The sequence below is a fragment of the Megasphaera massiliensis genome (assembly GCF_036305205.1).
Taxonomy (GTDB): Bacteria; Bacillota; Negativicutes; order Veillonellales; family Megasphaeraceae; genus Megasphaera; species Megasphaera massiliensis.
This window is the reverse complement of record NZ_JAXIXE010000042.1, coordinates 40215-66325: the sequence shown is the minus strand read 5'-3', so window position 1 is coordinate 66325 and position 26111 is coordinate 40215. Positions and strand designations below refer to the sequence as shown.

The window sequence follows — 26111 nt, the reverse complement described above, 5'->3', positions numbered from 1 at the left end:
CATGGTCTTCTGGTTCATCATTGAACATACGATGCTTCCGATTTTCTTTCTCGTTCTCTTAGGATATTTTCTCGATAAGAAATTCCATCTCGACGTAAAAACCTTATCGAAATTGATGTTCTACTTAGTCATTCCCAGTTTCCTTTTTACCAACATCTATACGACTCAGTTCCCCGAAACGAGCGTCAACATCATCGCTGCCATCGCCATCTTCATGGTCCTCTGTTTCGTCATAGCCAATATCGTCGGCCGTATCCGCCACTATGATGAAGCCATGCTGGAATCGTGCCGCAACGCCTTTATGTTCAATAATACAGGCAACCTCGGCGTCGCGCTTATCATCCTCGTCTTTTCTCACGACCCCTTCGTCGTAAACGGACAGACGCCATACCTTGCCGAAGCCATGGTCGTGCAGATCATCATATTCATGATTCAAAGTGTCTCGCTCAATACCCTCGGTCTTTATCAGGCCGGCCGCGGTAAATTGGCTGCCAGGGATACTTTGGCCGTCATGTTTCGCATGCCCTTGCTGTACGTATTGGCCGCATCCTTGTTAGCCCGCAACGTCGGCTGGGATGCCGAAAACTTCTTCTTATGGCCCATCATGGACATGGCCAGCCATGCTCTGCTCCCCTTAGCCATGGTCAGTATCGGCGCTCAGTTGTCACAGACCAAGATTCATTGGCTCGACAAGGATGTCTGGATCGTAAGCATTTTAAAGATGACCGCCCTCCCCTTACTGGGGCTGGCCATGATTTATGGTGCCAACGCCTTTCGCCCCGGCACCTTTACGGCTGTCAGTGCGACGGTATTCCTTATCTATTGCGCTATCCCTACAGCCGTCAATACGGCCTTATTTGCCATCGAATTCGATAACAATCCGGACTATGCGACGCAGATTGTCATGAACACAACGGCCCTCAGCGCCATATCGCTGACCTTTTATATTTTCTTAGGGCATATTTTATTTGTTTAATATGATTCCCATTATGATATTATCTTTTTAGATAAAATATAAGTTTTGTAAAATAAATTTCAGCATTTTTATTGACAGCTTAACGTTTTGCTTTTATAATAAGTTCATCAACAGAATAGAAGCCGGCAATGAAGCCCAAGGTGATGATTTTTTATCCCTTGGGCTTTTCATATTCTGAAGATAATCCCAATAGAACAGTAGACAACGATGTCTTTTTCTCGATGGAACCATCGGGAGAGGCATCTTTTTTTTATGGGTCAGGAGGCTAAGAATATGAAACAATTATGGTCCCGTTTATCGGTCCTGCTGCCTTGTCTTTTCGCAGCAGCGCCAACGGCTTTTGCATCGGCACCGGGAACGACAGACCCGGGCGACACGGCCTGGGTACTCATCAGTGCCGCCCTCGTCTTTCTCATGACGCCGGGCCTGGGCTTCTTCTACGGCGGCATGGTCCGCAATAAAAACGTATTGGCAACGATTATGCAGAGCTTCTTCATCGTCGCCATGATTTCTGTCGAATGGATTCTCATCGGCTATGCCATGACCTTCGGTACCGACATTCACGGCTTCATCGGATCTCTTGATAAAATCGGCCTCACCGGAGTCGGCATGACTGTTCTCGACAACGGAACGATTCCGGAACTGGCCTTCGTCGCCTTCCAGTGCATGTTTGCCGTCATCACGCCGGCCCTCATTACCGGTGCTTTTGCCGAACGCATGAAGTTCCACGCCTTCGTCGTCTTCATCCTGCTCTGGGCCCTCTTCATTTATAATCCCATGGCTCATTGGGTCTGGGGCGGCGGCTTCCTCGCTAAACTCGGCGCCCTCGACTTCGCCGGCGGTCTGGTCATCCACATTCTCTCCGGTGTTTCCGGCCTTACGCTCTGCGTCCTCTTAGGCCGTCGCTACGGATACGGGAAGAGTCCTATGGTTCCTCATAATCTTCCGATGACCGTCCTTGGCGCCGCCCTTCTCTGGTTCGGCTGGTTCGGCTTCAATGCCGGCAGTGCCCTCGGAGCCAACGAGTTGGCCGCCAACGCCTTTATCACCTCTCAGGCCGCCGCAGCAGCTGCCACCGTCGCCTGGGTCGCTGTGGAATGGCGTGTCCAAGGGAAACCGACCATCCTCGGTGCCGCTTCCGGATGTATCGCAGGCCTCGTCGCCATCACCCCGGCAGCAGGCTTCGTCGCTCCCCTTCCGGCCCTCATTATCGGGGCTGTCGGCGGCGTTATCTGCTACGTCGCGGTCGCCGTCGTCAAGACCAAACTCGGCTACGACGATTCCCTCGATGCCTTCGGGATTCACGGCATCGGCGGTACTTGGGGCTCCATCGCAACGGGGCTCTGGGCGACGACAGACGTCAACCCTGCCGGTGCCGACGGCCTCTTCTACGGCAGCAGCCATCTCCTCGCCGCTCAGCTCATTTCTACGGTCGTCGCCTATGCGCTGGCTATCGTCGGAACATTCATAATCTTTAAAGTCATCAGCCTGTTCATGACCGTCCGGGCCGATAAAGAAGAAGAAATTGCCGGTCTCGATATTGGCGAACACGGCGAACAGGGTTACAATTACGCCATCACCGCCGGGAGCCCCTTTGAAGGGGTTCAGACCTCTCCCTTAGACAATACAGCCTTAGGCCATGCTGCTGTCGTAAACCAGGCCGGCGTAAACAGCCATACGATATAGAGGTGATAGAGATGGAAGAACATACCCTTACTAAAATAGAAATCATTACCCGGCCCAGTAAACTTGAAGATTTAAAAGAAGCCTTGAACAAAATCGGCGTCATGGGCATGACCGTCAGTCAGGTCTTCGGCTGCGGCCTTCAAAAAGGCTACGTCGAAGTCTATCGCGGTCAGCGTTACAACATCAACCTCCTGCCGGGTATCAAAGTAGAGACCGTCGTCTGCGAAGTTCCCGTCGACAAAGTCGTCGAAGTCGCTGAAAGGGTCTGCAAAACAGGTAAGCCCGGTGACGGTAAGATTTTCATTTACCCCTTGGCAGATGCCGTCCGCATCCGCACCGGTGACCGCGGCCCTGTCGCCATCATGGACGAAAAATAAGAATGTCTCTAAAAGCAGGTATGCGAAGCACGAGCCTTCGTATGCCTGCTTTTTAGGCTAACCGCTAAATCAATAGTATATATATATCAATATATATAAAATAAGTAATAGTACCCGTCGACCTTCTTGTTTAAAATAGATACATACTTGCTTATCAGCACAGTAGCGTATGTGAATATTTTAACAATTCGAAGGGATGATCATATATGACGAACTTACGTCCTAAGAAAACGAAGAAACGCTGGTTCATGCTGTTTCTCTTATTTATTCTCACAGCCATCAATTACCTGGACCGGACCAACATGGCCGTCGCAGCCTCCAGCATGAGTGATGAACTCGGATTCAGCGCCGCCACCATGGGCCTTTTATTCTCCGCCTTTTCCTGGTCTTACGGGCTGATGCAGATCCCCGGCGGTTGGGTCATCGAACGATTTGGCTCTCACATCGTCTATACAGCCTCGTTATTCTTGTGGTCCTTATTCACGATGTTCATGGGTCTTGGGAAGTCCTTTGCCTCCCTCTTCGGCATCCGCATGGCTATCGGCGCTGCCGAAGCCCCGGCCTTTCCGACCAACAGCCGCGTCGTCGCAGCCTGGTTCCCGTCTCATGAACGGGCGACGGCAACCTCGATTTATACAGCCGGCGAATTCATCGGTCTGGCCTTTTTAACGCCCGTTTTATTTTGGATCTTAGAAACCTACGGCTGGCGGGAAATATTTTACATCACCGGCTTTATCGGCATCGTCGCCAGCCTCGGTTGGTTCTTTCTCTACCGCGAACCCGGTCCCGATTCAGGTGCCAACCAAGCTGAATTGGACTATATCCGCCAAGGCGGCGGCCTTGGCAGTACAGCCTCGGAAAAACAAAAGATTACCTGGTCTCAAATCGCAGAATTATTTAAACACCGCCAACTCTGGGGGATTTATTTAGGACAGTTTTCCAATGCCAGTACGATGTTTTTCTTTTTAACCTGGTTTCCGACGTATCTGATCATGGCTAAGAACCTGCCCTTATTAAAAGCCGGCATCTACGCCATCATTCCTTACGTCGGTGCCCTTATCGGCGTCCTCCTCGGCGGCTACTGGTCTGACTCCATGCTGCGCCGCGGCAGTTCCCTTTCAAAAGCCAGAAAACTGCCCATCATCTGCGGTCTCCTCTGTTCGATGACCATCATGACGGCTAATTATTTCGACTCTCTCAATGCCATCATCATCGTCATGGCCCTGGCCTTTTTCGGTCAAGGCATGGCTGCCATCGTCTGGAGTACTGTCGGCGACGTGGCACCGGCCCATTCCGTAGGCCTTGCCGGCGGCGTCTTCAACTTCATCGGCAATTTAGCCGGCATCATTACGCCCATCGTCATCGGCTTTATCGTCCAAGCGACGGGCTCATTCGTCGGCGCCATGATATTTGTCGGCTGCGTCGCCGCCATTGGCGTCTTCTCCTTCATCTTCATCGTCGGTGACCTCCACCGCATCGAGGACTGACTCAGATGGCTCCCCGCTGCCAGCGGGACAGGAGAAAATTCCGGAACCGTTCTACGACGGGCAATACCTGGGATTGGCGCAGGAGAGCCAAAAAGAGATAACGCCGTTCAAAAGAATCGGCAATCGGTATCCGATCTAGATTATAATATTGAAGTGTATAGAAATCAGGTAAAATGGCAACGCCATAGCCGGCCGCTACAAAGCCGGCCATGGCGTTGTCTTCTTCTACATGGCAGGCGGTCTTTAAATGAACCTGAGCCTGATCGAGGAGTTTATTAATCATCTCGTTTAAGCCGCTGCTCTTATCGAAGGCGATAAGAGGATACGGTTCCAGTTCTTTTAAGGAGACAGAGCCACGGTTGCTCAAAGGGTGCCCCTTAGGGACGGCTACGACCAATTCTTCTTCGGCCACGGGATAAAAGAGGACGTCCGGTTCGTTTTCAACGGAAGAACAGAGAGCGGCATCGATTTTTTCCTCTTTTAACTCTTTAATCAGGGCTGCCGTCGTCCCTTGATGGAAGTCAAAGGTAATGCCGCCATTACCGTCAATAGCCTGAAATTGAGTAATCATTTCTGGCACCAAAGTATAGCCCATGGTATAAATAAATCCCAGCGTAATTTTTCCCTGATCCGGGCGCGTATAAGCTTTCATCAAATCAACGCCGCGTTCCAGTTCCTGCAGAGAGCGTTTCACATAAGGCAAAAAAAGATGACCGTACTTATTCAAAAAAATATTTCGTCCCCGTTTTTCAAAGAGCTGAATTCCCAGCTCTTTTTCCATTTCCCGAACGGCTCGGTTAAGGCTGGGCTCCGTAATATACAGGGCTTCCGCAGCCTTCCGGTAATGTTCCGTTTCCGCCAATTTCGTAAAATATTGAAGTTGCTTTAAGTTCATAACAGACTCCTTCTATATGCCGTTTAATCAATCTTTGTGATAAATCCTTATATATCAATAGCTTATCTATTAATATTTCAATCTCATTTTCTATCAATAAAAAACAATCTTATGAAAACCCCAAATGGCAAGACAAGTCAAAGCTATATGGCCGAAACCACTGATTTTTCTCAACTTCCTTCGTATTGTAAAATGAGTTTATCTTTGTTTTATCGACAATTTCTCGGTATCGATTGCCCTTATTATATCATTTTTAATAGCTTTTTTGAACTGTTTTTGCCTATTTTAAGAAATTGTGTTATCAGTATTTCATCCGTATAATAAGGGCAGATCAAAAATATAGTTCTACAATTCACATATACCTTTAGTACTATATAGAAGGAGGATTTCTCTTTATGAGCCAGCAGTATCCACATATTTTCGAACCCTTTACGGTCAAGCGGACCACCTTCCGCAACCGCGTCATCATGCCCCCCATGGGATCCAATCTTGCCACCTTCACCGGTGAAGTATCAGAAGAAATGAAGAATTATTACGGTCTTCGCGCCCGTGGCGGCACAGCCTTGATTACCGTTGAAAACGCCTGTATCGACTATCCCTTGGCAACGAACGGAACGAAACAGCTGCGCATCGACAAGAAGCAGTTCATCCCCGGTCTCTACGAACTGACCGAACGGATTCACAAATACGGTGCCCTGGCATCGATTCAGCTCAACCACGCCGGTGCTTCGGCCTACCCGGAACGGCTCGACGGCCTCCAAGCCGTATCGGCTTCATCCGTCCCTTCCAAAGAAGGCAATCCGGCACCGCGCCCCCTCGATAAATGTGAAATCCTCAACATTGTCCAGAAGTATGCCATCGCCGCTCAGCATGCTATCCAGGCCGGCTTCGACATGGTAGAAATCCACGGGGGGCATTCGTACCTGCTGGACCAGTTCTTATCTCCCCTGTATAATAAACGTACCGATGAATTCGGTGGCTCTTATGAAAATCGTGCCCGCTTTGCCCGCCTCGTCGTCGAAGCCGTCCGCAAAGTTGTCGGCCCTTGGGTTCCCATCGTATTCCGTCTGTCAGCAGATGAATTCATCGAAGGCGGCAACACCTTGGAAGACTCGTTGAAACTCCTCGAATACATCGAACCGGAAGTCGATATCATCAACGTATCGGCTGCCGTCAACGACTCCATCCAGTACCAGATCGATAAATGCGACATGCCTGACGCCTGGCGAGTCTACCTGGCCGAAGCCGTCAAGAAGAAATTCAACAAACCGGTCATCGCTTCCGGCAACATCCGCAATCCGCAAATCGCTGACCAGGTCATTGCCGAAGGTAAGACCGACTTCATCGCCATCGGCCGCGGCCTCATCGCCGATCCCGATTGGGCCCGCAAAGCACAGTTCGGCCGTACGGACTGCATCCGTCAGTGCATCTCCTGCAACATCGGCTGTGCCGATCACCGCATATTCAAATCGCAGCCCATTCGCTGCACCGTCAATCCCGACGTCATCGGCGGCGACCAATATAAGAAACAGAAGGTCACCCGCGACATCCATGTCGTCGTCATCGGCGGCGGTACATCGGGCTTAGAAGCAGCCTGCTCGGCAGCTGAAGTCGGCTGTCGGGTCACTCTCCTCGAACGGGAAGACAAACTGGGCGGCCTGACCCGCAAGATTGCCTTGCTGCCGGAAAAGAAACGCATCGAAGACTTCCCGGCCTATCTCGAACGCCGGGCTGCCAAGCTGCCGAACCTGACGATTCGCCTGAACACGACGGCAACGAAGGAACTCTTGGCTGAATTAAAGCCGGACATTCTCTATGCCGCAACGGGCTCCCGTCCCATGCTTCCGCCTATCGAAGGTCTCCGTGAACTGACTGATGCCGAAGGTTCCCACATTCGCTCCATCTACGGATTCATGGACAACATTCCTTACTACGAAGCCAATGCAGAAGGCAAAAAAGTCGTCGTCATCGGCTGCGGTGCCGTCGGTTTGGACGTCATGGAATTCTTCACCCTGCGAAAAGCCGATGTCACCATGATTGAAATGATGCCGTCCTTCGGGAAAGACGCCGATATCGTTTCCAAAGCGACCTTCAAAGAGCTCTTAGAAAAGCACCCCGTTGACATGCATCTCAGCACGTCCTTAGAAAAGGTCTGCCCGGACAAATTCATTGCCTCCCACAACGGTGAATCTGCCGAGTATCCCTTCGACTACGGGTTCATTTGCATGGGCCTTGTTCCCGACATCCCGTCGGATAACCCCTTTGAAGCCTATGCCAAAGAACAGGGAATCCCCTTCTGCAACTTTGGCAACAGCCGCAAGACCGGTCAGATTATCCACGGCACGGAAGTAGGCCGTGACATCGTCGCTACGATCGACATGATTGGCGGCTTCGACGACTAGGTAAGCAGAAAACAGGATACTGCTGCTGTTTCAAGCGGCGGTGTCCTGCTTTCCTATCTTTTTGTATCCCTTCATGGAAAGACGATTCAAATATTAAAATACGATATTCCTTTATTCTCACAACAGGAGGATTCTATCATGGGTAAAATTGCAGTTACAGAACGCGTCACGGGTCATACGGAATTAATCGGCCTCATCGCCTATCCGATTCGCCACAGCATGTCACCGACGATGCATAACGAAGCCTTCAAAAAATTGGGCCTCGATTACGTCTATGTCTGCTTTGAAGTCGACAACTCGACGCTGGAAGACACGGTAAAAGGCCTTCGCGCTATGAAAGTCCGCGGCTGGAACGTTTCCATGCCCAACAAGGGGCCGATTACGCAGTACCTCGACAAATTGTCGCCGGCCTCTCAGATCATTGGCGCCTGCAACACCGTCGTCAACGATAACGGCGTTCTGACCGGTACCATTACCGACGGCGTCGGCGCCATGCAGGCTCTCAAAGACGAAGGTGTTGAATACGTCGGCAAAAAAATGGTCGTCATCGGCGCCGGCGGTGCTGCAACGGCCATCCAGGTCCAGGCCGCCCTCGACGGTGTCCGGGAACTGACGATTTTCAACCGCGACGATGAATTCTTTGCCCACGGCGAAGAAACGGTCAAGAAGCTCCGCGAACGGACGGACTGCGTCGTCAATATTTACCATCTTGAAGACCACGCAAAATTAAAAGAAGAATTAGACAGCGCCGACATCCTCATCGACAGCTCTTCGTGCGGCATGAAGCCCCTCGAAGACGTCGTCGCCCTTCCGGATAAATCCTATCTCCGCCCGGATTTGGTCGTCATGGATACGGTCTATGCTCCGCGTCAGACGAAGTTGATGAGATGGTGCGATGAAGTGGGCTGCAAAAACTTCAACGGCCTAGGCATGATGCTCTATCAGGGCGCCGCTGCCTTCAAACTTTGGACGGGGAAAGAAATGCCCGTAGACTTCATTAAAGACGTCCTTTTCTAAACCGTCCTAACCCCCGAGAGACGTTGTCAGGCTGCCGGCCGTCCCCCTGACGATAGGGCCAGCTGCCGGCCGTCCCCCTGACGATAGGGCCAGCAGCCGCCGGCCCTGACAAGTTTTCTCATTGTCTGCATCATCAACGTGCGTTATAATAGCGTCATGAAAGCATAGGAGGATTTAAAATATGGTTAAAATTGGCAACGTCACTCTCGACAACGGGATGCCTAAAATCTGCGTCCCCATCGTCGGCCATTCTGTCGATGAGCTCGTTCAGGAGTGCCGTTATCTCCAAGATAAAATTTACGATGTCGTCGAACTCCGTATCGACTTCTTAAAGGACGTCACGTCCCTCGAAGCCGTCGGCGAAGCCCTGGATGCCGTTCGCCGGGAACTTCCCAACGGAGCCATTCTGTTCACCTTCCGTACAAAGGAAGAAGGCGGTGAAACAGCCGTTCCGGAAACTTACTACTTCGACCTCATCAACTACGCCATCGAAAGCGGTAAAGTCGACGCCGTTGATGTCGAATACTTCCGCAGCCGCGAAAGCATCGAGAAGACCTTGGCTGCTGCCAAAGCCCACAACGTCACCGTCATCATGAGCAACCATGATTTCGACAAGACGCCGTCTTTCGATGACATCACCGGCCGCTTGACGGGTATGAAAAAGCTCGGCGCCGACGTGGCAAAATTGGCCTGTATGCCGACGTCTGCCAAAGACGTCCTGACCTTGCTGTCGGCGACGGAAGCCGTAAAAGCCCAGTATCCGGATGAACCGATCATCACCATGTCCATGGGAAAACTCGGTGCCATCAGCCGTATCAGCGGCGAAATCTTCGGTTCGGCCCTGACCTTTGGTTCTGCCAAAAAAGCATCGGCTCCGGGCCAGCTCGAAGTTACGACACTGCAGCAAATACTGCGAGCCCTTCACTAATAGAATAAGACATAAAATAACGAGCCTGTCATGACAAGATTGTCGTGACGGGCTCGTTTTCGTTTGCAAAGATGTTTTTAAGGTAGGGTTGAAGATGAGGTGTCCTTGGTTTCCAAGCGGTGAATATCGCCGACGATGAAGATGAGCGACAAGACGCCGACAGCGGCAACGGCACTGATAAAGACCATGGCACCGACAAAAGAACCGGTAAGCTGGACGATGAATCCGATGACGATGGGCGTTACGATACCGGCCAAATTACCGGCAAAGCTGAATACACCACCGGCCAGGCCCAACGATTCCTTGGGAGCAACGTCCCCAACGGTACTCCAAATGATGGCGGCCATGCCTTGGCCAAAAAAGGATAAGGCCATGATAGCAATGATGATGTCCAGTGAATCAAAGTAATTCGCTGCCATGATCGACATGGAGCAGATCAAGCCGCAGGCAATAGGCAGCTTTCTGGCCTTCGATAAAGAAGCGCCTTTCTTCAACATGTGATCGGACCAGCGACCGCCGAGGAGGACACCGATGAGGGCGCCGAAATAAGGGATGATGGCATAAATCCCGGCTTTTAACATAGGAAGATTTTTTGCCATAATCAAGTACGTCGGGAACCAAGTCAAGAAGAAGTACATCGTGCTCGTATTGGCAAACTGGCTGATATAAATGCCGATGAGCTGGCGATGGCGAAACAGTTCTTTGAGTTGAGCCATGGTGATTTTTTTAGACGTACCGGCCTCTTCAGCCTGTCCCCCACCTTGACGAATATAGTCGAGTTCAGCCTGATTGACGCCTTGGCAGTCCTTCGGGTCCCGGTATAGCCAATACCAAATGACGCTGACTCCGATACCGATGACACCGGTAATATAGAAGACTTCTCGCCAGCCGAAGGTATCCAAAATCCAAAACAAAACCGGCGTTAAGAAAGCCAAGCCAATAAATTCAGCAGCCGTATAGATAGACGTCGCCGTCGCCCGTTCATGATCGGGGAACCAGGCCGCTACGACGCGGCTATTGGTCGGAAAAGCCGGCGATTCTGCAGCCCCGATGGCCAAACGAATGCCGAACAAAGATAAAAAGCTGTTGCCAAGGCCCATGATCATGGTAAACAAGGACCACAAAAACAGGGAAATCGTATAGGTAATGCGCGGACCGACTCGTTCCAGGAAATAACCTCCCGGTACCTGCATCAAGGCATACGCCCAGGCAAAGGCCGACAACAGCATGCCCATCGTCGCTGCGCTGAAGCCGAGTTCAGCGCTCATGCTCGGAGCCGCTACGGCCATATTCGTCCGATCCAAATAGTTAATCGCCGTCAGCACAAAAATCAAAGACAACATAAACCAGCGTTTGCCAGTCGGTTTCTGCCCCTTTTCCCGGGGCGCCTGAAATCGATTGGTATTCATTGTACAATCACCTCAAATTTATTAAGTTCTATTATTCACATAGTTTGATAAAAAGATAGGAAAATATCTCTGCCAGATTTCATTCTGGCAGAGATTATCTATCCTAGCGAGCTGCTTTTTTAGCCGAGATATTGACGAACAGGGCCAACAAGACACTCAACAAGGTAATGGCCGCATCAAAGATAACGACGTAAACCGGGCCATTGGCACCGCCGGCTGTTGCAATCGAACCGGCTGCCGATACACCAACCCAAGTACCGATACTGGAAAGGATCATGACGATACTGATGATCGTCCCTTTTACCTGCGGGAAGAGGTCACTGACCGTAGCCGTAACCAGCTGCAATACGCCGCCGGCTGCCGCAAAGCCGATGACAAAGCCGCCGATAATGGTTACCGTCGGATCTTGGACGAGAGCCAAGATGACGAACATGACGAAGGCAATCAAGGGATACCAGAATACCAAGCGAATGGACTTGATGACCTTGTCGGCAATGACGGCCGTAAGCAGGACGGCAACGATGACGCCGATAGAATAATAAGACTGGATGACCGACGGGTTGGACATGCCGACCCATTTGCCGTATTCCTGGTTGCAGTTTACCCAAATCTGGAAAGTAGCCGTCGTCGTAAAGCCCATGATGATCAAGGCGATGCTGCTGGCTGTAAATTTCAGATTTTTCAGGTTTTCCATGAAAGACGGTTCATCCCCCTTATCCGATACACCGGCCTGTTTCGGGAAGGGCATGATCATCGTCAAGACGGCGATGACAGCGCAGATAACCGGGAACAAGTAAAACAGGGTCGTGTGCGGCATCTGAGCCGAAGCCGTAAACATGATCATGAACGGCAGGATGAACTGGCCGATAGCGATGAACAATTTCGTCATGATGCTGGCAAAAGCGCTGCGGCCGACGAAGATTTCCATAGCAGCCGGAATGACACCGCCGTTAAGGCAGGCATTACCGATACCGCCGATAAGGCCGGCAATATAGGCCACCGTCAGATTATCGGCAAAGGCGACGCCTAAGAAAAAGACGGCATAGAGAACGCTGCCAAAAAAAGAAACGATACGGCGGCCAAAGCGGTCGGATAAGGGACCGGAGAAGAAACTGCCGATGAGGCAGCCAAGGCCGAGAGAAGCCGATACCCAGACGACGCCACTGGCATCATAGAGGCCGCCGGCAAGCTGTGCCGACCCCCATTGCTGGGCCAAAGCTTGTTTATAATGGCCGAGAATGGATGCGGCCACACCAAGGATCAGATAGTTAAGATATAATACGATAGCTGTAAGATACAACTTTTTACTGGTCTTTGTTACTTCCACGTTCTATTCCTCCTGATAGCACTTTATGTCTCCCAAATCAAGGATTCGGGAGACACGTTGCTATTCGCAATAAGTGCTTAGATTTCTAAGGCTGCATTGAAGGCATCGGTCGTCGCCGTAAGGGCGCTGCCAGGTGCTTTGAAAGCTTCGCCAATGACGAAGGTCTGCGGCACGAATTTAGAGACTTCTTCATTGAGCGGGTTGTAGCTGCGGGAGCCCATGGCCAAGACGATGCTGTCGAAGCCGCGTAATTCGCCTTTCGTTCCGTCAGCCATTTCATAGTTGACGCCGTCTTTAAAGAATTCCGTAACTTTAGCGCCCGGTACGAGTTCTACGCCGTGGCGTTCGAAATCGTTGAAGATGAAGACCCGGTTTTCTTTGGAAACGTCAGCAGCGAGCTGCTCTTTCATTTCGATGACCGTGACTTTGTGATCCCGTTCGCAGAGGAATTCGGCAGCTTCACAGCCGACCATACCGCCGCCGACAACGAGGGCTTTTTTGCCGATTTCATAGCGGCCGCTCAGCATATCCTGTGCCGTAATGTAGTCCGAGTCAGCCAGGCCCGGGATATTCAGGATAAGCGGTACCGAACCGGTCGCAAAGATGACGGCATCGGGAGCCATGTCTTTCAGCAGTTCGACCGTCGCTTCGGTGTTCATCTTAATGGTGACACCGGCTTCTTCAGCGCGGACGATGTAGCTGCGGATAGCCGAGGTCAGATCCCCTTTATCAGCCGGGAAAGCGGCTAAGCGGAAGTTGCCGCCGAGTTCATCGCCTCGTTCGAGAAGGGTGACCTGATGACCGCGCTGTGCGCAGATGCGGGCAGCATAGAGACCGCCGGGGCCGCCGCCGACGACGACGACTTTTTTGCGCTTGTCGGCCGGCACGATTTCTGCTTCACGACCGCATTCAGGGTTCAGTGCGCAGGTAATCGGTTCGCCGCGGAACATGTAAGGTACACAGCCGAGAAGACAGCCGATGCACGGCGTCATGCTGTCGAGGTCGCCGTTTTTAGCCTTGTTCGGCATTTCCGGATCAGCCAGACTCTGACGGCCAAAGGCAACGAGGTCGATACGGCCTTCACGGACCAAGAGTTCAGCATACTGCGGTTCCGTATAACGGCCGACGGTAATGATAGGAACGTCGACGGCCCGTTTGATTTCTTCGACCAAAGGAGCGCTGAAACCGCCGTGAACGGCACCGGGAGCCCACATGAATTCGTCATGGACGTGGACGGCACGGCTGACATGGAGGGCGTTGACGCCGCATTCTTCGACAAGATATGCTGCAACGGCTGCTGCATCCTGAATCGTCTGACCGCCTTCAATGTCATCGCTGGCGTTAATACGGCAGAGGATCGGCATCTTGCCGCCCGTCTTTTTGCGGATGTTTTCAATGATCAACCGCGGCAGGCGCATGCGGTTTTCAAAGCAACCGCCGAATTCGTCGAGACGATTGTTGGTACGGGACGAAATGAAGGTGCTGACCAAGTAACCGTGGGCACAGTGGACTTCGACCATATCGATGCCGGCACGCTGAGCGCGGGCAGCCGCATCGCCATAGCATTCGACCAACTTATAGATTTCTTCACGAGAAATAGCGACCGGTACTTCGCGGCCCGACGAGGGAGCGATGGCACTGGCGGCTTTTAAGGGAAAGCCCGTAAGCGCCGAGTTGCCTTCCGGACCGGCATGCTGAAGCTGGATAGAAGCAATAGCGCCATTTTCATGGATTGCATCAGCGACTTTGCGGAAGCTGTCGACTGTATCATCGGAAAAGAGGCACGGTTTGCGCGGGCCGCCTTTAGCTTCACTGTAAACGACGGTAGATTCAATCGTAATCAGACCGAAGCCGCCTTTGGCACGAGCTGCGTAGTAAGCAGCCGAGCGGTCGCTCAATGTACCGTCCGTATTGGCAAAGTTGTTGCCCATGGGCGGAACGACGAAGCGGTTGGGAACGGTAACAGAACCAATCTGAATCGGTTGGAACATAGCGTTGAATTTCATATCGATAATCTCCTTGAGTATGAATAAACTTAAGCGAAGAATTTTTCAAAAACTTCTTCATGAGGCATATCCTTGCCAGTGAAGAGTTTAAAGGCAGCTACGCCCTGCCAGAGGAGCATGCCGATGCCGCCGACAGCCGCTTTGCAGCCTGCTTCCTTAGCATCCAAGATCATCTGCGTATCTTTCGGATTATAAACCGTATCGGCAACGACTAAGTCGGAGCGAAGGTATTCTTTCTTAATCAGGCTCTGGCCGTCGAGGGGTGCCATGCCGACTTTCGTAGCATTGACCAAGATATCCGTTTTGGCAATGGCTGCTTTCAAGGCTTCTTCATCGGCTAAATCGGTGACCGAAACCTTGCAGGAAAGGTCCGCTGCCGTAATCTTTTCGACCGTCTTTTCGGCATTGGCAAAAAATTCGTCTTTACGGTTGAAGATGGCAACTTCAGCTGCGCCATCGAGGGCAGCCTGGCAGGCAATGGCCGTAGCGGCACCGCCGGCACCGAGGAGAACGATTTTCTTGCCTTTGATGTCGACTCCATTTTCGTGGAGGTTATGGACGAAGCCGACGCCGTCGGTGTTGTTGCCGATCAACTTGCCGTCCTTAACGACGACAGTGTTGCAGGCACCGATTAATTCAGCAGCCGGAGACAGTTCATCGAGGTACTGAGCAATGGCCGTCTTGCAGGGCATGGTAACGTTAAAACCGCCGATATTCAAGGTGCGGACAGCTGTGATGACGTCCGGCAGCTGATCGATTTGTACATCGAAAGCCAAATAAGCCGCATTGATGCCGAGGCGGGCGAACGTATAATTGTACATGACCGGGGATCCGGAATGACCGACCGGTGAACCGAATAAACCGAATAATTGTGTATGTCCATCAATTCTTGCTTCCATGTTTAAAACTCCCTTCTCTTACTATATCACAGCCGATTAGCCGCAGATTTCAGGCCAAACCTGTTCTAATACTTTCTTTGTGCCTTCAAAGTTTTCTTTGGCAGCTTCCTTAACGCCTTTAGCAACGATGACATCGCTGATGACTTCGACGCCGCAGACCTTCGGTTCAATGCCTTTGTCGCGGATCATCTTGACGAAGCCTGCCGTATCACCGTAGCCCGTACCGGGAATCATGCGGTCATGCATCGATTCGTCACGGAGAATAGTCGGTGCATAAGGATGCTGCTGAACGTCGTTGATCTGGATGGAGATAATTTTATCTGCCGGAATGTCGGCCAGGTACGACGGATCGTAAGACTGGTTAGCGCGGATCCAGTGCCAGCTGTCAAGGATGAGTTTGGCATTGTCGCAGCCGCTGCCTTTGACGACAGCCCAGCCCGTTTTGACGTCGGGGATACCGGAGTACGGCATGGGTTCAACGCCGATGATGTATTTGCCGGCACGGTGGCACAATTCTTTCAATTTCTGAGCCGTATGTTCAACGGAGTATTTTTCCATCAAACCGATATTGATGTGCTGGACGTTGAAGAGGTCGCACATATGGAAGCAGATCTGTTCTTTATACTTCTGTTCATACGAGCGGTGGTCTTCAGCCCACATAGTGATGTATTCGACTTCCGTAACCTTCATATCGTATTTGTCGAGGATGGCCAGGATGTCTTCGTCATGAAGGCCTTCCGCTAAGGCATCGACATAGGTTTCAGCACGGAGGCCAATGCCTTCAAAGCCGGCTTCTTTCGCAGCGCTGACGCGTTCTTCAAAGGTACACTGATCGCCAAGGGTCCAGGAACTTATTGTAATCGGGGATTTTTTAGACATAATAGATACACTCCTTAATATAATATAAATAATGTGTTATATATTCTCATCGCTGCCTACGCAGTAAAAAGCTATTTATAGAGCAAGTCCTTAATTTCATCGACGGGCATCGTTCCGCCGGTATAAAGCCGGTAGGCTTCAGCACCCTGGAAGAGCAGCATGCCAAGGCCTTCAAAGGTTCGGCAGCCTGCGGCTTTAGCCTGTTTCAGGAGCTTCGTTTCAGCCGGCGCATAGACGACATCGGTAACGATCAAATCGGGACGCAGTACGTCGAGACCGTCGATGATGCTCTTATCTTCAAAGGGCGCCATTCCCAAGCGAGTGGCATTCGAAAGGATATCGCTGTCGGCAATTTCACGTTTCAGCAGGTCTTTATCACCCAAATCATCCAAGGTGATCTTAACGCCGGGCACGCACTGACAGATAGCCTTTACATTGGCTTCGGCCCGAGACCAGAAACTATCCTTCAAGTTAAATACGGAAATCTCCCGTACCCCTTCTAAGGCACATTGGATCATGATGGCTGAGGCAACGCCGCCGGCACCGACTAAGGTGATCTTCTTCCCTTTTACCGACACACCACCGGTTTTAAGATTGAGCGTATAGCCTGCGCCGTCCGTAATGTGGCCGGTGAGGACACCGTCGTCGTTGACGATGGTATTGACGGAACCGACTGCCTTGGCTGCCGGCGATACCTTATCGAGAAAGGGAATGACGGCATTTTTTAAAGGCATGGTCACATTAGCACCGCGAAAGTTCAACGTTTTCAGAGAATGAAGGGCTTTTTCGACATTGTCTGCATTGACATCGAAAGCAAAATACGCAAAGTCCTGATTGAATTTCTGAAAACAGTAATTATACATCTGTGGAGACTTAGAATGATCGACCGGGGTCCCGATGAGACCGAGCAGCCGGGTATGTCCTGAAATATGCACGAATAAACGCTTCCTTTTCATAAGTAAGTGTAAAAATCAAAGATGCGGCAGGCTCCGTTGTTTTTCTTCGACGCCTGTCCTTCGATGGGTCTATGGTACCGCATTGTGAATCATTTAACAAATCAATAATTTTCATGTTTTCATAGACTAAAACTATCGGCGATGATAAAATGGTCTTATATGTAACTAAATGTAATAGCTGCGGCGACGACAGTTCGCCAGGAGGACGACCATGAATCTTTCCCATCTCAGATATTTCGTCAAATTAGCCCAGATAAAACACTATACCAAAACCGCCGAATTGCTCTGTATTACCCAGCCCAGTCTGAGTCACGCCATTTCCCAACTCGAAAAAGAACTCGGTGTCCCTCTCTTCGAAAAGGGGCCTCACGGTACGGACTTGACCGGCTTTGGCAAGCAGTTTTTCGCCAGCGTCAATTCATCACTCAATATTCTCGACAACGGTATCGAAACGATAAAAAGCGGCTCCCGCGGCAACGGAATCATCCGTATCGGCTGTCTGCGGACACTGGGGATCCGCGAGGTCCCGGAACTGGCTGCCGCCTTTAAAGCGTCCCGCCCGGATAAGGATATCCGCTTTACCTTCCACATCGGCCTGTCCAACCGCCTCATCCAATCCTTAGCAGAAGGCACCTTCGACGTCGTCTTTGCATCACGCCCCCAGACCATGTCTCAATTTGAAGCGACGGCCATTGCCAAACAGGAGCTGGTCCTGATTGTCCCCAATGACCATCCCCTGGCTCAAAACTATGTCGTCGACCTCAGAGACACCTTAGATTATCCCTATGTCTTCTTCGATAAGACGTCGGGCCTGCGTCCCATCGTAGCCCATATGTTTGCAGAAATCAACGAAACTCCCAAAATAGCCTATGAAGTATCGGAAGATCAGGTCGTTGCCGGACTTGTCGCACAGAACTTCGGCATCGCTGTCGTCCCCTTCATGGATATGCTCTTACAGCTAGACGTCAAGATTCTGCCCATTTCCCATCCTTCATACGAACGAAAATTTTATATGATTTCCAATAAGAACCAATATGCCCCGCCGGTCGTCCAAGATTTCAAAAAATTTGTTTTAGATAAAGTTCGTAATACCTAATATTTTTTCAGATATATGCCTAAACAGCAGTCCGGATACTAAAATTTTATCTATGGCATTATGCATATTTTCAATGAAAAACCAGTGGAATCGATATCGCCCGTCTGTCCCCGGATTTACCGAATTAAGAATGTGAAAATTTCACATAGATAAACAGATATCCCCTTAGGGAAGAATCCTTCCCTAAGGGGATATCTGTTTCGGGAGTTATTCAATCGTTTCAATAAGGGTCTCAAAGGAATCTAATACTTCCTCGATGGTTTTATCATTGAGGACCCGGTAATCGGCGGCATTGCGATAGAGGCCAATGCGTTCGTCGTAAAGGTCGTATACTTTCTGTTTTCCGTCCTTTAAGAGGGGCCGCGTCGATACGTCGACATCACTGACGATGTCATCAGGTGAGCGGTCGAGGAAGAAGACGATTCCCGTCTGTTTAAAGATTTCGATATTTTCCGAGCGCTTGACGACGCCGCCGCCGCAGGCGACGACCGTCCCTTCTTTAGCCGCGAGCGTCTTGCTGGCCCGTACTTCGGCATCGCGGAAGCAATCTTCACTGACGGCAAAGAGTTCGGGAATCGTCTTTCCTTCTTGGGCTACGATGACGTCATCGGCATCGAAAAAGTCCCGTCCCAGACGCTGTGCCAAAGCTCGTCCGAAAGTCGTCTTACCGCTTCCGGGCATACCGATGATGATGATGTTCTGTTTATTTTTCATAATAATGTTCCATCTCCTTTGCAATCTGTTCAATAACGGTCGAGGCAATTTCCTGATCCATCCAAATTTCTTCAGAGCCTATGGCCTGGGCAACGAGCATGTACATGCCGTTTAAGGTCTTGGCACCATGGCGCTTTGCGGCCTGCAAAATGCAGGTATCTTTCGGATTGTATACGATATCGACGACGGCCGGGAACCTGGCCACAGCCGCTTCCGATATGGGACAACCGTCGATATTGGGAAACATGCCGACAGGTGTGCAGTTTACCAGGATATCGCCGCGGCAAGACGTTTCAAAAGTATGATAATCGATAGTTTCGACGCCGATGCGTTTCGTAAAGGCTTCAAAGTCCGTCTTTGAATGAGGTCTCCGCGATACGACGACGATGGATTTTGCCCCGTAATCAAAGAGGTATTGGATGATAGCCCGGGCTCCACCACCGGAACCGAGGACGACGCACTCCTTATCTTTCACAGAGATGCCGGCATGGGCCAAAGATCTTCCGAAACCGCAGTAATCCGTATTGTATCCGAAGGTACCGTGATCGGTAAAGTGGATCGTATTGACGGCGCCGATGATACGGGCTTCTCGAGAGATATCCGTCAAATAGGGCATAACGTCTAATTTATAAGGAATGGTAACGTTGGCCCCGGTATAGCCTTCATGGCGAAGGCGCCGCAGTTCATTGGGAATGTCGTTGCGGTCCATTTCTAAGACGCCGTAGCGAGATTTATCCTGAACTTGTAAGATGCGAAACAGTTTGTCGTGGATTGCCGGAGAAGCCGTATGGCCCAGTTTAGCTCCGATGACGCCTAACTTCATCTATATCCCTCCTCGGTCGGATACGTAGTTGCCTAGAATTTTAAAGTAGTTGCAGTGTTCTGCCAGATTATGCAGTACCCGGGCCGTTGCCGGATCGCTGAGATTTCCCATGACATCGATGTGGAAAAAGTATTCAAAAGGCCTCCCTTTAAGGGGCCGTGACTCCAAGTGAGTCATATTCATACCGTTGTAGAAAAAGTAGCCCAAGACGTGATACAAGGCACCGGGGCGATGCTGCGTCGTCAGGACCAAAGTGATTTTATCTGCCTCCGGCACTTCTTCCCGGTCAGCCGTAATGATGAAAAAACGAGTATAGTTCTGGGTATTGTCGTTGATTGATTCTGCCAGTACGTCCAATTCGTACAGCTTGGCTGCTGTCTTATTGGCAATGGCCCCGATATAGGGATTTTTCATATCCCGTACCTTTTCGGCGCTCTCTGATGTGCTGAAATAAGGGTGGAGCTGCCACTTTGGGTGATGTTTCAGATAGTCCCGGCACTGATTCAGGCCCTGAATATGGGAATAGACTTCACGAAGGTCGTCAATCCTTGTCCCCGGCAGGCCGAGCAGGCAATGGTCTATCTTGACGTATTTCTCTCCGACGATACAACAGTCATAGCGATGGATGAAGTCATAGACATCGGTGATTCCGCCGGTCGAGGAATTTTCAATGGGCAAGACGCCGTATCGGACCTTCCGGGAAGCGACGGCTTGGATGACGTCTTCAAAATGCGGGACATACGCCGCCGTAAAATCCCGATCGTCGAAATAGAGCCCCATGGCTTCATCCGTATAGGAACCGGGCCGGCCGAAACAGGCGATGCGCAGTTCTTTCTCGCCAGGTTCCTCCATTACAGACACCGCCCTTTCGTCGACAGCCAAACGTCGAGGATGGCCCAAGCAGCTGCCGCTTCGACGACGGGCACGGCCCGTTGGACGATACATGGATCGTGACGCCCTTTGATGACCAGTTGGCAGTTTTCCTGCGTATCCGTATCAATCGTGTCCTGGGCCCGGCTAATCGACGATGTCGGCTTGACGGCCAGGCGGAATACGAGGGGCATGCCGTTGGTAATGCCGCCGTTGATGCCGCCGTTGTGATTGGTTTTGGTCTTCACCACACCTTCTTGGTCGTAATAGAAAGCATCGTTGGCCTGAGATCCCCGAAGGCCGGTTAAAGAAAAGCCGTCGCCAAACTCAATGCCCTTTACAGCCGGAACAGAAAACATCATATGGCTGAGACAGCTTTCAACGGAGTCGAAAAAGGGATCGCCCAGACCCGCCGGAAGGCCGGTAACCATACATTCGATGACGCCGCCGACGGAGTCGAGGTCATTTTTAGCGGCTACGATTCGTTCTTCCATCGCCGCGGCCTTTTTCTTATCGAGGACGGGAAGGGTTTCCGCTTTTAAGGCCTGCAAAGTTTCTGCCGATTCACCGAGGGGCGAAAAGCTCGCATCCGTGACATCAGCCACGCGCAGGATATGGGATCCGATGACGACACCTTTACTGGCCAACATCTGGGAAGCGACGGCACCGGCAAAGACCAACGGCGCCGTCAGCCGGCCGGAAAAATGGCCGCCGCCGCGGTAGTCGTTGAAGCCGCCATAGCGAATCTTACCGGAGTAATCGGCATGGCCGGGCCGCATGATATGACGCAGCTGATCGTAATCCCGCGAATGCTGATCACCGTTGCGAATCATGGCACATAAAGGCGTCCCCGTCGTATGGCCGTTAAAAAATCCGCTTTGGATTTCAAAGGCGTCTTTTTCCGACCGCGTCGTCGACAGCTTATTCTTTCCCGGTGCCCGCCTGGCCATTTCCTGCCTGACGGCCTCCCAGTCAATGGCCATTCCGGCCGGAAGGCCGTCCAGTACGGCGCCGATGGAAGCGCCGTGAGATTCCCCGAAAATCGTAAGGCCGATGGTCTGTCCAAAGGTATTCATCTTATCCTTCCTCCTTTTCAATGATACCGCCTAAGGTCTCGAAATCCTGCCAGAAGTCGGGATAGGATTTACGGACGCAGTCAGCACCTTCAATCCGAAGGGGCCGGCTGCAGCGCTGCGAGGCGACGGCCAGGGCCATGGCGATGCGGTGATCATTCCAACCACTGACTGTACCGCCCGTAAAGCCGTCGACGCCGTGAATAATGAGTCCTTCTGCTTCTTCTTCGACGTCGCCGCCGATTTTATTGAGCTCCGTCGCCATGGCGTGCAGGCGATCGCATTCTTTCAGGCGTACCCGACCGGCGTGGATGATGCGGGTAATCCCTTTGGCACAAGAGGCCAATACAGTCAGGACCGGCACCAGATCCGGGCAGTCCTTCACGTCGATGACTCGACCGACAAGGTCCGACGGGCAGGCCGTCAATTCCGTCTTACCTTCAATTTGGCCGCCCATGTCGCGGATGAGGGATACGATGACTTCGTCTCCCTGAGAGGAGTTCTGACGAAGGCCGGTGCAGCAGACGGCCCGTCCCAAGGTCCCGGCAGAGAGCCAAAAGGCTGCCTGGGAGTAGTCCCCTTCGACAGTATATGTCCCCGGCTGATAAGACTGGTTGCCGGCAATGCGGTAAGAACCGTCCCATTCTTTATCGATGACGACGCCGTGCTGGCGCAGGCAGTCGATGGTCATGTCGACATAACTTGCCGATTCAAGGGGCGTCGTACTGCGAAGGTGCGAATCACCGTCGAGAAGGGGCAAGGTCATGAGCAGTCCCGTAAAGAACTGAGAGCTCACATCCCCTCGCAGCGCGTAGGATCCGGCTGTAAGACGGCCTTCTACCGTCAAAGGCAGGCCGCCGTCTGTCGTATCATAGGCGAGGCCTTTTTCATCAAAGAGTTGATAATACGGAGTCAATGGCCTTTTTGCCAGCCGGCCTCTTCCGGAAAAGGTGCAGCGGTTGCCGCTTACCACGGCGACGGGAACGAGGAATCGCAGTGTCGACCCCGACTCATTGGCATCGACCGATAAAGTCCCGGACTGTTTCCGTAGCCCACCTTTGACGAGGTAAGCCGATCTTCCGGGATGAACCGAAGCCACCGGTGTAATATCGGCACCTAAGGCATTCAGGATGTGGCAAGTCGCCTCGATATCCTGTGATAAGGAGATATTGTCAACGAGACTCTCGCCGTCTGCCAGGGCTGCGCAAATGAGGTCGCGGTGACCGATGCTCTTCGAAGACGGAGCTTCTACCGTCCCCTGCAGGGCCTGTGGTTTAATGGTTACATTCATGGAGCGACCTTCTTTCGGATGTATTTCGGCAACTCCTCTGCCTCAATGGGCAGCAGTCGTCCCTTGCCGATTTCTTTCAAAATGATAAGCGTCATGTGATTGCCCCTCATCTTCTTATCATTACTGATATAGGGGATGAGGTCGGCTGCCGAGGCATCGACGTCGACGGGCAGGCCGTAGCGGCTGAGAAGTTTTCGAAGCCGCATCGCCGTGCCTTCTTTCGTAAGGCCCATCGCCTCGGTGACGCCGGTCAGCATCGACATGCCGGCAGCAACACCTTCACCGTGCGTATAACAGCCAAAGCCGTAGCAGCCTTCGATGGCATGGCCGATGGTGTGTCCGAAGTTTAAAATCATGCGTTCCCCCATGTCGAGGACATCTCGTTCGACGAGATCGGCTTTACTCTTACAGCAGCGCTCAATGATTTCTTCCCAATGATCAAAAATAGCTTCATCATCGAGGTTTTCTAACAGTTCAAAAAGCTCCAAATCGCGGATACAGCCGTATTTAATGACTTCACCCATGCCGTCGTGGATAAATCGTTTGGGCAAGGTCTGCAGCAATGCCGGGTCGATGAGAACGCCTTTGGGCTGATAAAAATTACCGGCCTGGTTCTTGCCGCTCGGCAAATCGATGCCGACTTTCCCGCCAACGCTGCTGTCGACCTGGGAAATGATAGTTGTTGGAATTTGAATAAAGGGGATGCCCCGCAAGAAGGTCGCAGCTGCAAAGCCGCCTAGATCACCGACGACGCCGCCGCCAAAGGCGATGACATAGTCGCTGCGGGTAATTCCCGAATCGGACAGGGACTGGTATAAGGCGAGAAGGGATTCTGCACATTTATGTTCTTCTCCGGCCGGGAAGACCAGTCGATGAACCCGAAATCCTGCCGACTTCAGAGAATCCTCCAACCGCGGTCCATAGAGGGCATCGACATGGGAGTCGGTAATGACGGCTAAGGTCTGCGACTTGGTCAGGCTGCGGATGTAGTCGCCGGCCCGGTCAAGCAGTCCATTTTCAATATGGATATCATACGAATCTTTACCTAATTCAACGTGAATGTGTTTCATAAACTAAGTCCCTTCTCCGCGCAGCGGCTTGCTGTAAAAATCGGGTCATCCCTTCGGCATCTTCATCAGAGAGCATGTCTGCAAAATCTTGTAAGGCCTTACGGAAGCAATCGATTTCATGGACGAGATTCTCTTTATTGGCTAAGAACAGGCTGGTCCACAAAGCGGCATTGATGTCGGCTACGCGGGTGCTGTCTCGAAAACTGCCGGCCACGAAGTATTTGGTCATCGTATCCATCGATTCGCTATTGACCAGAGCCGTCGCCAAGACATGGGGCAGGCAGCTGGTATAAGCAATGAAGCGATCGTGTTTTTCCGGCGATACGCGAACGACATGGGCACAGCCCAGAGCCATGGCCATACTGGTAACGGCCAGGATGTGATTTTCCTTATTTTCCGGCATCGGTACGAGGATATAGTTCGCATTGTTAAAAATATCGGCACTGGCCATGGCATAGCCCTTCCCTTCCCGACCGGCCATGGGATGACCGGGGATGAAGTCGACGCCATCCGGGAGAAGCGCCTTAATCGCATCGGCCGTACCGCCCTTGATGCCGGCTACGTCAGTTACGATGGTCCCCGGTGCAAAGAAGGTCTTATGTTCCGCCAAAAATCGAATCATGACCGCCGTCGCCGTGCAGAAAATAATCATCTTAGCCCGTTTCAAAGCGACGCTGCCCGTCGTATAGACTTCGTCGACCATCCCTTCCTGTTTAGCCTTTTGGAGGGCCTTCTCATCGGGATCGACGGCGATGATATGCTTTACGCCGATGCGCCGCAGGCCGCGGGCGAAAGAACCGCCCATGAGCCCTAAGCCGATGATAGCTACCGTCTCGTTCGTATTAAAACCACTAGCTTCCGTATCCATTACACACCCAGCTTTCCTTATAATTCTCGTCCGACAATGGGCGCTAATTTACGAAGTGAATCCATGAGCTCCGTAAACATGGCCGGTGTAATCGACTGCGCACCGTCGCACAACGCCTTATCGGGATTATTATGTACTTCAATCATCAGCCCATCGGCACCGGCAGCCACGGCGGCTCTGGCTAAATCAGCAACCATCCAGCGTTTTCCCGTCGCATGACTGGGATCGACGACAATGGGTAAATGGCTTTGCCTTTTAACGGCAAGGACAGCACTTAAATCCAGGGTATTACGGGTATAAGTCTCAAAGGTCCGGATGCCGCGTTCACAGAGGATAACGTTGCGGTTGCCTTCAGCCATGATGTATTCCGCCGACATGAGCCATTCTTCGATGGTCGCGCTGAGGCCTCTTTTTAATAAGACAGGCTTTCTCGTCTTGCCGACCTCCCGAAGGAGGTCGAAGTTCTGCATGTTGCGGGCCCCGATTTGGATGATATCGACGCCGTCTTCGAGAAAGACCGGTAATTTATCGGCCGACATGATTTCCGTGATGACCGGAAGTTTTGCCTTGCGGCCGGCCTCACGCAGCATATCGAGCCCCTTATTTCCGAGTCCTTGGAAGGAGTACGGCGACGTCCGCGGTTTAAAAGCTCCGCCGCGAAGAACAGCTGCCCCGGATTTTGCAACGTCACAGGCGACGCCTTCGATCTGCTCCGGTGTTTCAATGGAGCAGGGACCGGCAATGACGGCTAATTTTTTACCGCCGATAGAAACACCGCTGCTGCCGACAGGAATGACCGAATCCTGAGGATGAAAGGCACGGCTGGCTCGTTTGTAAGGGACTTCGACACGCATGACTTTATCAACAAATTCATAGCTTTGCACCCTTTCGACATCGATGACACCGGTGTTTCCGACAAGGCCCATGACGGTCTGGCGGGTACCTTTACTGATGTCAATCTGCATCCCCTTGGCTTTGAGGCTGTCAATCAATGGTTTTACTTCTTCTTTTGTCGCATTTGCTTTCAACACAATAATCATTGTCGTGTCTCCTCCCTTTCAA

At 51.7% G+C, this 26111-nt stretch carries 23 protein-coding genes; 8 read left to right on the top strand and 15 right to left on the bottom strand.

Annotated elements, in window-relative coordinates; all coding sequences use genetic code 11:
* Position 1: 1 nt before the first annotated feature.
* The 4 genes from UCI88_RS09655 (at position 2) to UCI88_RS09640 (ending at position 4526) form a co-directional block, all read left to right on the top strand.
* A complete protein-coding gene (locus tag UCI88_RS09655; RefSeq protein WP_256179648.1) occupies positions 2–976 on the top strand; it encodes an AEC family transporter in 975 nt (324 codons plus the stop codon).
* A 273-nt stretch (positions 977–1249) separates the two neighbouring features.
* Positions 1250–2662 (top strand): ammonium transporter, encoded by a 1413-nt coding sequence (locus UCI88_RS09650; protein WP_256179647.1) that lies wholly within the window; start codon positions 1250–1252, stop codon positions 2660–2662.
* An 11-nt stretch (positions 2663–2673) separates the two neighbouring features.
* Positions 2674–3039: a P-II family nitrogen regulator gene (locus tag UCI88_RS09645; protein ID WP_044505386.1), complete on the top strand. Its 366-nt coding sequence runs from the start codon at positions 2674–2676 to the stop codon at positions 3037–3039.
* Between the two features lie 206 nt (positions 3040–3245).
* A complete protein-coding gene (locus tag UCI88_RS09640; RefSeq protein WP_256179646.1) occupies positions 3246–4526 on the top strand; it encodes an MFS transporter in 1281 nt (426 codons plus the stop codon).
* A gap of 1 nt (position 4527) precedes the next feature.
* On the opposite strand, the gene UCI88_RS09635 is transcribed toward UCI88_RS09640, so the two are convergent.
* Positions 4528–5421, bottom strand: a complete 894-nt coding sequence (locus tag UCI88_RS09635; protein WP_044505384.1) for a LysR family transcriptional regulator — start codon at positions 5419–5421, stop codon at positions 4528–4530.
* A 395-nt stretch (positions 5422–5816) separates the two neighbouring features.
* Between UCI88_RS09635 and UCI88_RS09630 the strand changes: the two genes are divergently transcribed.
* The 3 genes from UCI88_RS09630 (at position 5817) to aroD (ending at position 9768) form a co-directional block, all read left to right on the top strand.
* Positions 5817–7823 (top strand): oxidoreductase, encoded by a 2007-nt coding sequence (locus tag UCI88_RS09630; protein WP_065360312.1) that lies wholly within the window; start codon positions 5817–5819, stop codon positions 7821–7823.
* 138 nt (positions 7824–7961) lie between these two features.
* The gene (locus UCI88_RS09625) at positions 7962–8840 is read left to right on the top strand and encodes a shikimate dehydrogenase (protein WP_044505381.1); all 879 of its coding nucleotides are present in this window, start codon (positions 7962–7964) and stop codon (positions 8838–8840) included.
* Between the two features lie 181 nt (positions 8841–9021).
* Positions 9022–9768: a type I 3-dehydroquinate dehydratase gene (gene aroD, locus UCI88_RS09620; RefSeq protein ID WP_044505380.1), complete on the top strand. Its 747-nt coding sequence runs from the start codon at positions 9022–9024 to the stop codon at positions 9766–9768.
* A gap of 77 nt (positions 9769–9845) precedes the next feature.
* On the opposite strand, the gene UCI88_RS09615 is transcribed toward aroD, so the two are convergent.
* From UCI88_RS09615 to UCI88_RS09590, 6 genes are all read right to left on the bottom strand, one after another.
* Positions 9846–11177: an MFS transporter gene (locus UCI88_RS09615; RefSeq protein ID WP_256179645.1), complete on the bottom strand. Its 1332-nt coding sequence runs from the start codon at positions 11175–11177 to the stop codon at positions 9846–9848.
* A 103-nt stretch (positions 11178–11280) separates the two neighbouring features.
* Positions 11281–12504, bottom strand: a complete 1224-nt coding sequence (locus tag UCI88_RS09610; RefSeq protein WP_256179644.1) for an MFS transporter — start codon at positions 12502–12504, stop codon at positions 11281–11283.
* A 77-nt stretch (positions 12505–12581) separates the two neighbouring features.
* Positions 12582–14510: an oxidoreductase gene (locus UCI88_RS09605; protein ID WP_044505377.1), complete on the bottom strand. Its 1929-nt coding sequence runs from the start codon at positions 14508–14510 to the stop codon at positions 12582–12584.
* Positions 14511–14539: 29 nt separating this feature from the next.
* Positions 14540–15409: a shikimate dehydrogenase gene (locus UCI88_RS09600; RefSeq protein ID WP_256179643.1), complete on the bottom strand. Its 870-nt coding sequence runs from the start codon at positions 15407–15409 to the stop codon at positions 14540–14542.
* Between the two features lie 36 nt (positions 15410–15445).
* Positions 15446–16288, bottom strand: a complete 843-nt coding sequence (locus tag UCI88_RS09595; protein ID WP_225068817.1) for a sugar phosphate isomerase/epimerase family protein — start codon at positions 16286–16288, stop codon at positions 15446–15448.
* A gap of 71 nt (positions 16289–16359) precedes the next feature.
* Positions 16360–17223, bottom strand: a complete 864-nt coding sequence (locus tag UCI88_RS09590) for a quinate/shikimate dehydrogenase (protein ID WP_230198151.1) — start codon at positions 17221–17223, stop codon at positions 16360–16362.
* A 232-nt stretch (positions 17224–17455) separates the two neighbouring features.
* On the opposite strand from UCI88_RS09590, the gene UCI88_RS09585 reads away from it, so the two are divergent.
* A complete protein-coding gene (locus UCI88_RS09585) occupies positions 17456–18340 on the top strand; it encodes a LysR family transcriptional regulator (protein WP_044505373.1) in 885 nt (294 codons plus the stop codon).
* A 207-nt stretch (positions 18341–18547) separates the two neighbouring features.
* Here the strand turns inward: UCI88_RS09585 and UCI88_RS09580 are convergent, their stop codons facing one another.
* From UCI88_RS09580 to aroF, 8 genes are read right to left on the bottom strand one after another with little or no spacing between them, the layout of a single operon-like run.
* Positions 18548–19054 (bottom strand): shikimate kinase, encoded by a 507-nt coding sequence (locus UCI88_RS09580; protein WP_044505372.1) that lies wholly within the window; start codon positions 19052–19054, stop codon positions 18548–18550.
* On the bottom strand, positions 19044–19877 hold the full coding sequence (locus UCI88_RS09575) for a shikimate dehydrogenase family protein (RefSeq protein ID WP_225068814.1): 834 nt from the start codon (positions 19875–19877) through the stop codon (positions 19044–19046). Before UCI88_RS09575 ends, UCI88_RS09580 begins: the two co-directional genes overlap by 11 nt.
* Positions 19878–20729: a prephenate dehydratase gene (gene pheA / locus UCI88_RS09570; RefSeq protein WP_044505370.1), complete on the bottom strand. Its 852-nt coding sequence runs from the start codon at positions 20727–20729 to the stop codon at positions 19878–19880.
* Positions 20729–21823: a chorismate synthase gene (gene aroC / locus UCI88_RS09565; protein WP_044505369.1), complete on the bottom strand. Its 1095-nt coding sequence runs from the start codon at positions 21821–21823 to the stop codon at positions 20729–20731. The genes pheA and aroC overlap by 1 nt, the downstream gene beginning before the upstream one ends.
* 1 nt (position 21824) lies before the next feature.
* Complete coding sequence (gene aroA / locus UCI88_RS09560; RefSeq protein WP_044505368.1) at positions 21825–23111, bottom strand: 3-phosphoshikimate 1-carboxyvinyltransferase; 1287 nt, start codon at positions 23109–23111, stop codon at positions 21825–21827.
* Positions 23108–24181 carry a 3-dehydroquinate synthase gene (gene aroB / locus UCI88_RS09555; protein ID WP_044505367.1) on the bottom strand — a complete coding sequence of 358 codons (1074 nt, stop codon included), beginning with the start codon at positions 24179–24181 and terminating at the stop codon, positions 23108–23110. Before aroB ends, aroA begins: the two co-directional genes overlap by 4 nt.
* Entirely contained in the window at positions 24162–25049 is an 888-nt protein-coding gene (locus UCI88_RS09550; protein WP_256179642.1) for a prephenate dehydrogenase, read from the bottom strand. Before UCI88_RS09550 ends, aroB begins: the two co-directional genes overlap by 20 nt.
* Positions 25050–25066: 17 nt before the next feature.
* Positions 25067–26089, bottom strand: coding sequence for a 3-deoxy-7-phosphoheptulonate synthase (gene aroF, locus UCI88_RS09545; RefSeq protein ID WP_256179641.1), 1023 nt, complete (start codon positions 26087–26089; stop codon positions 25067–25069).
* Between the last annotated feature and the right edge of the window lie 22 nt (positions 26090–26111).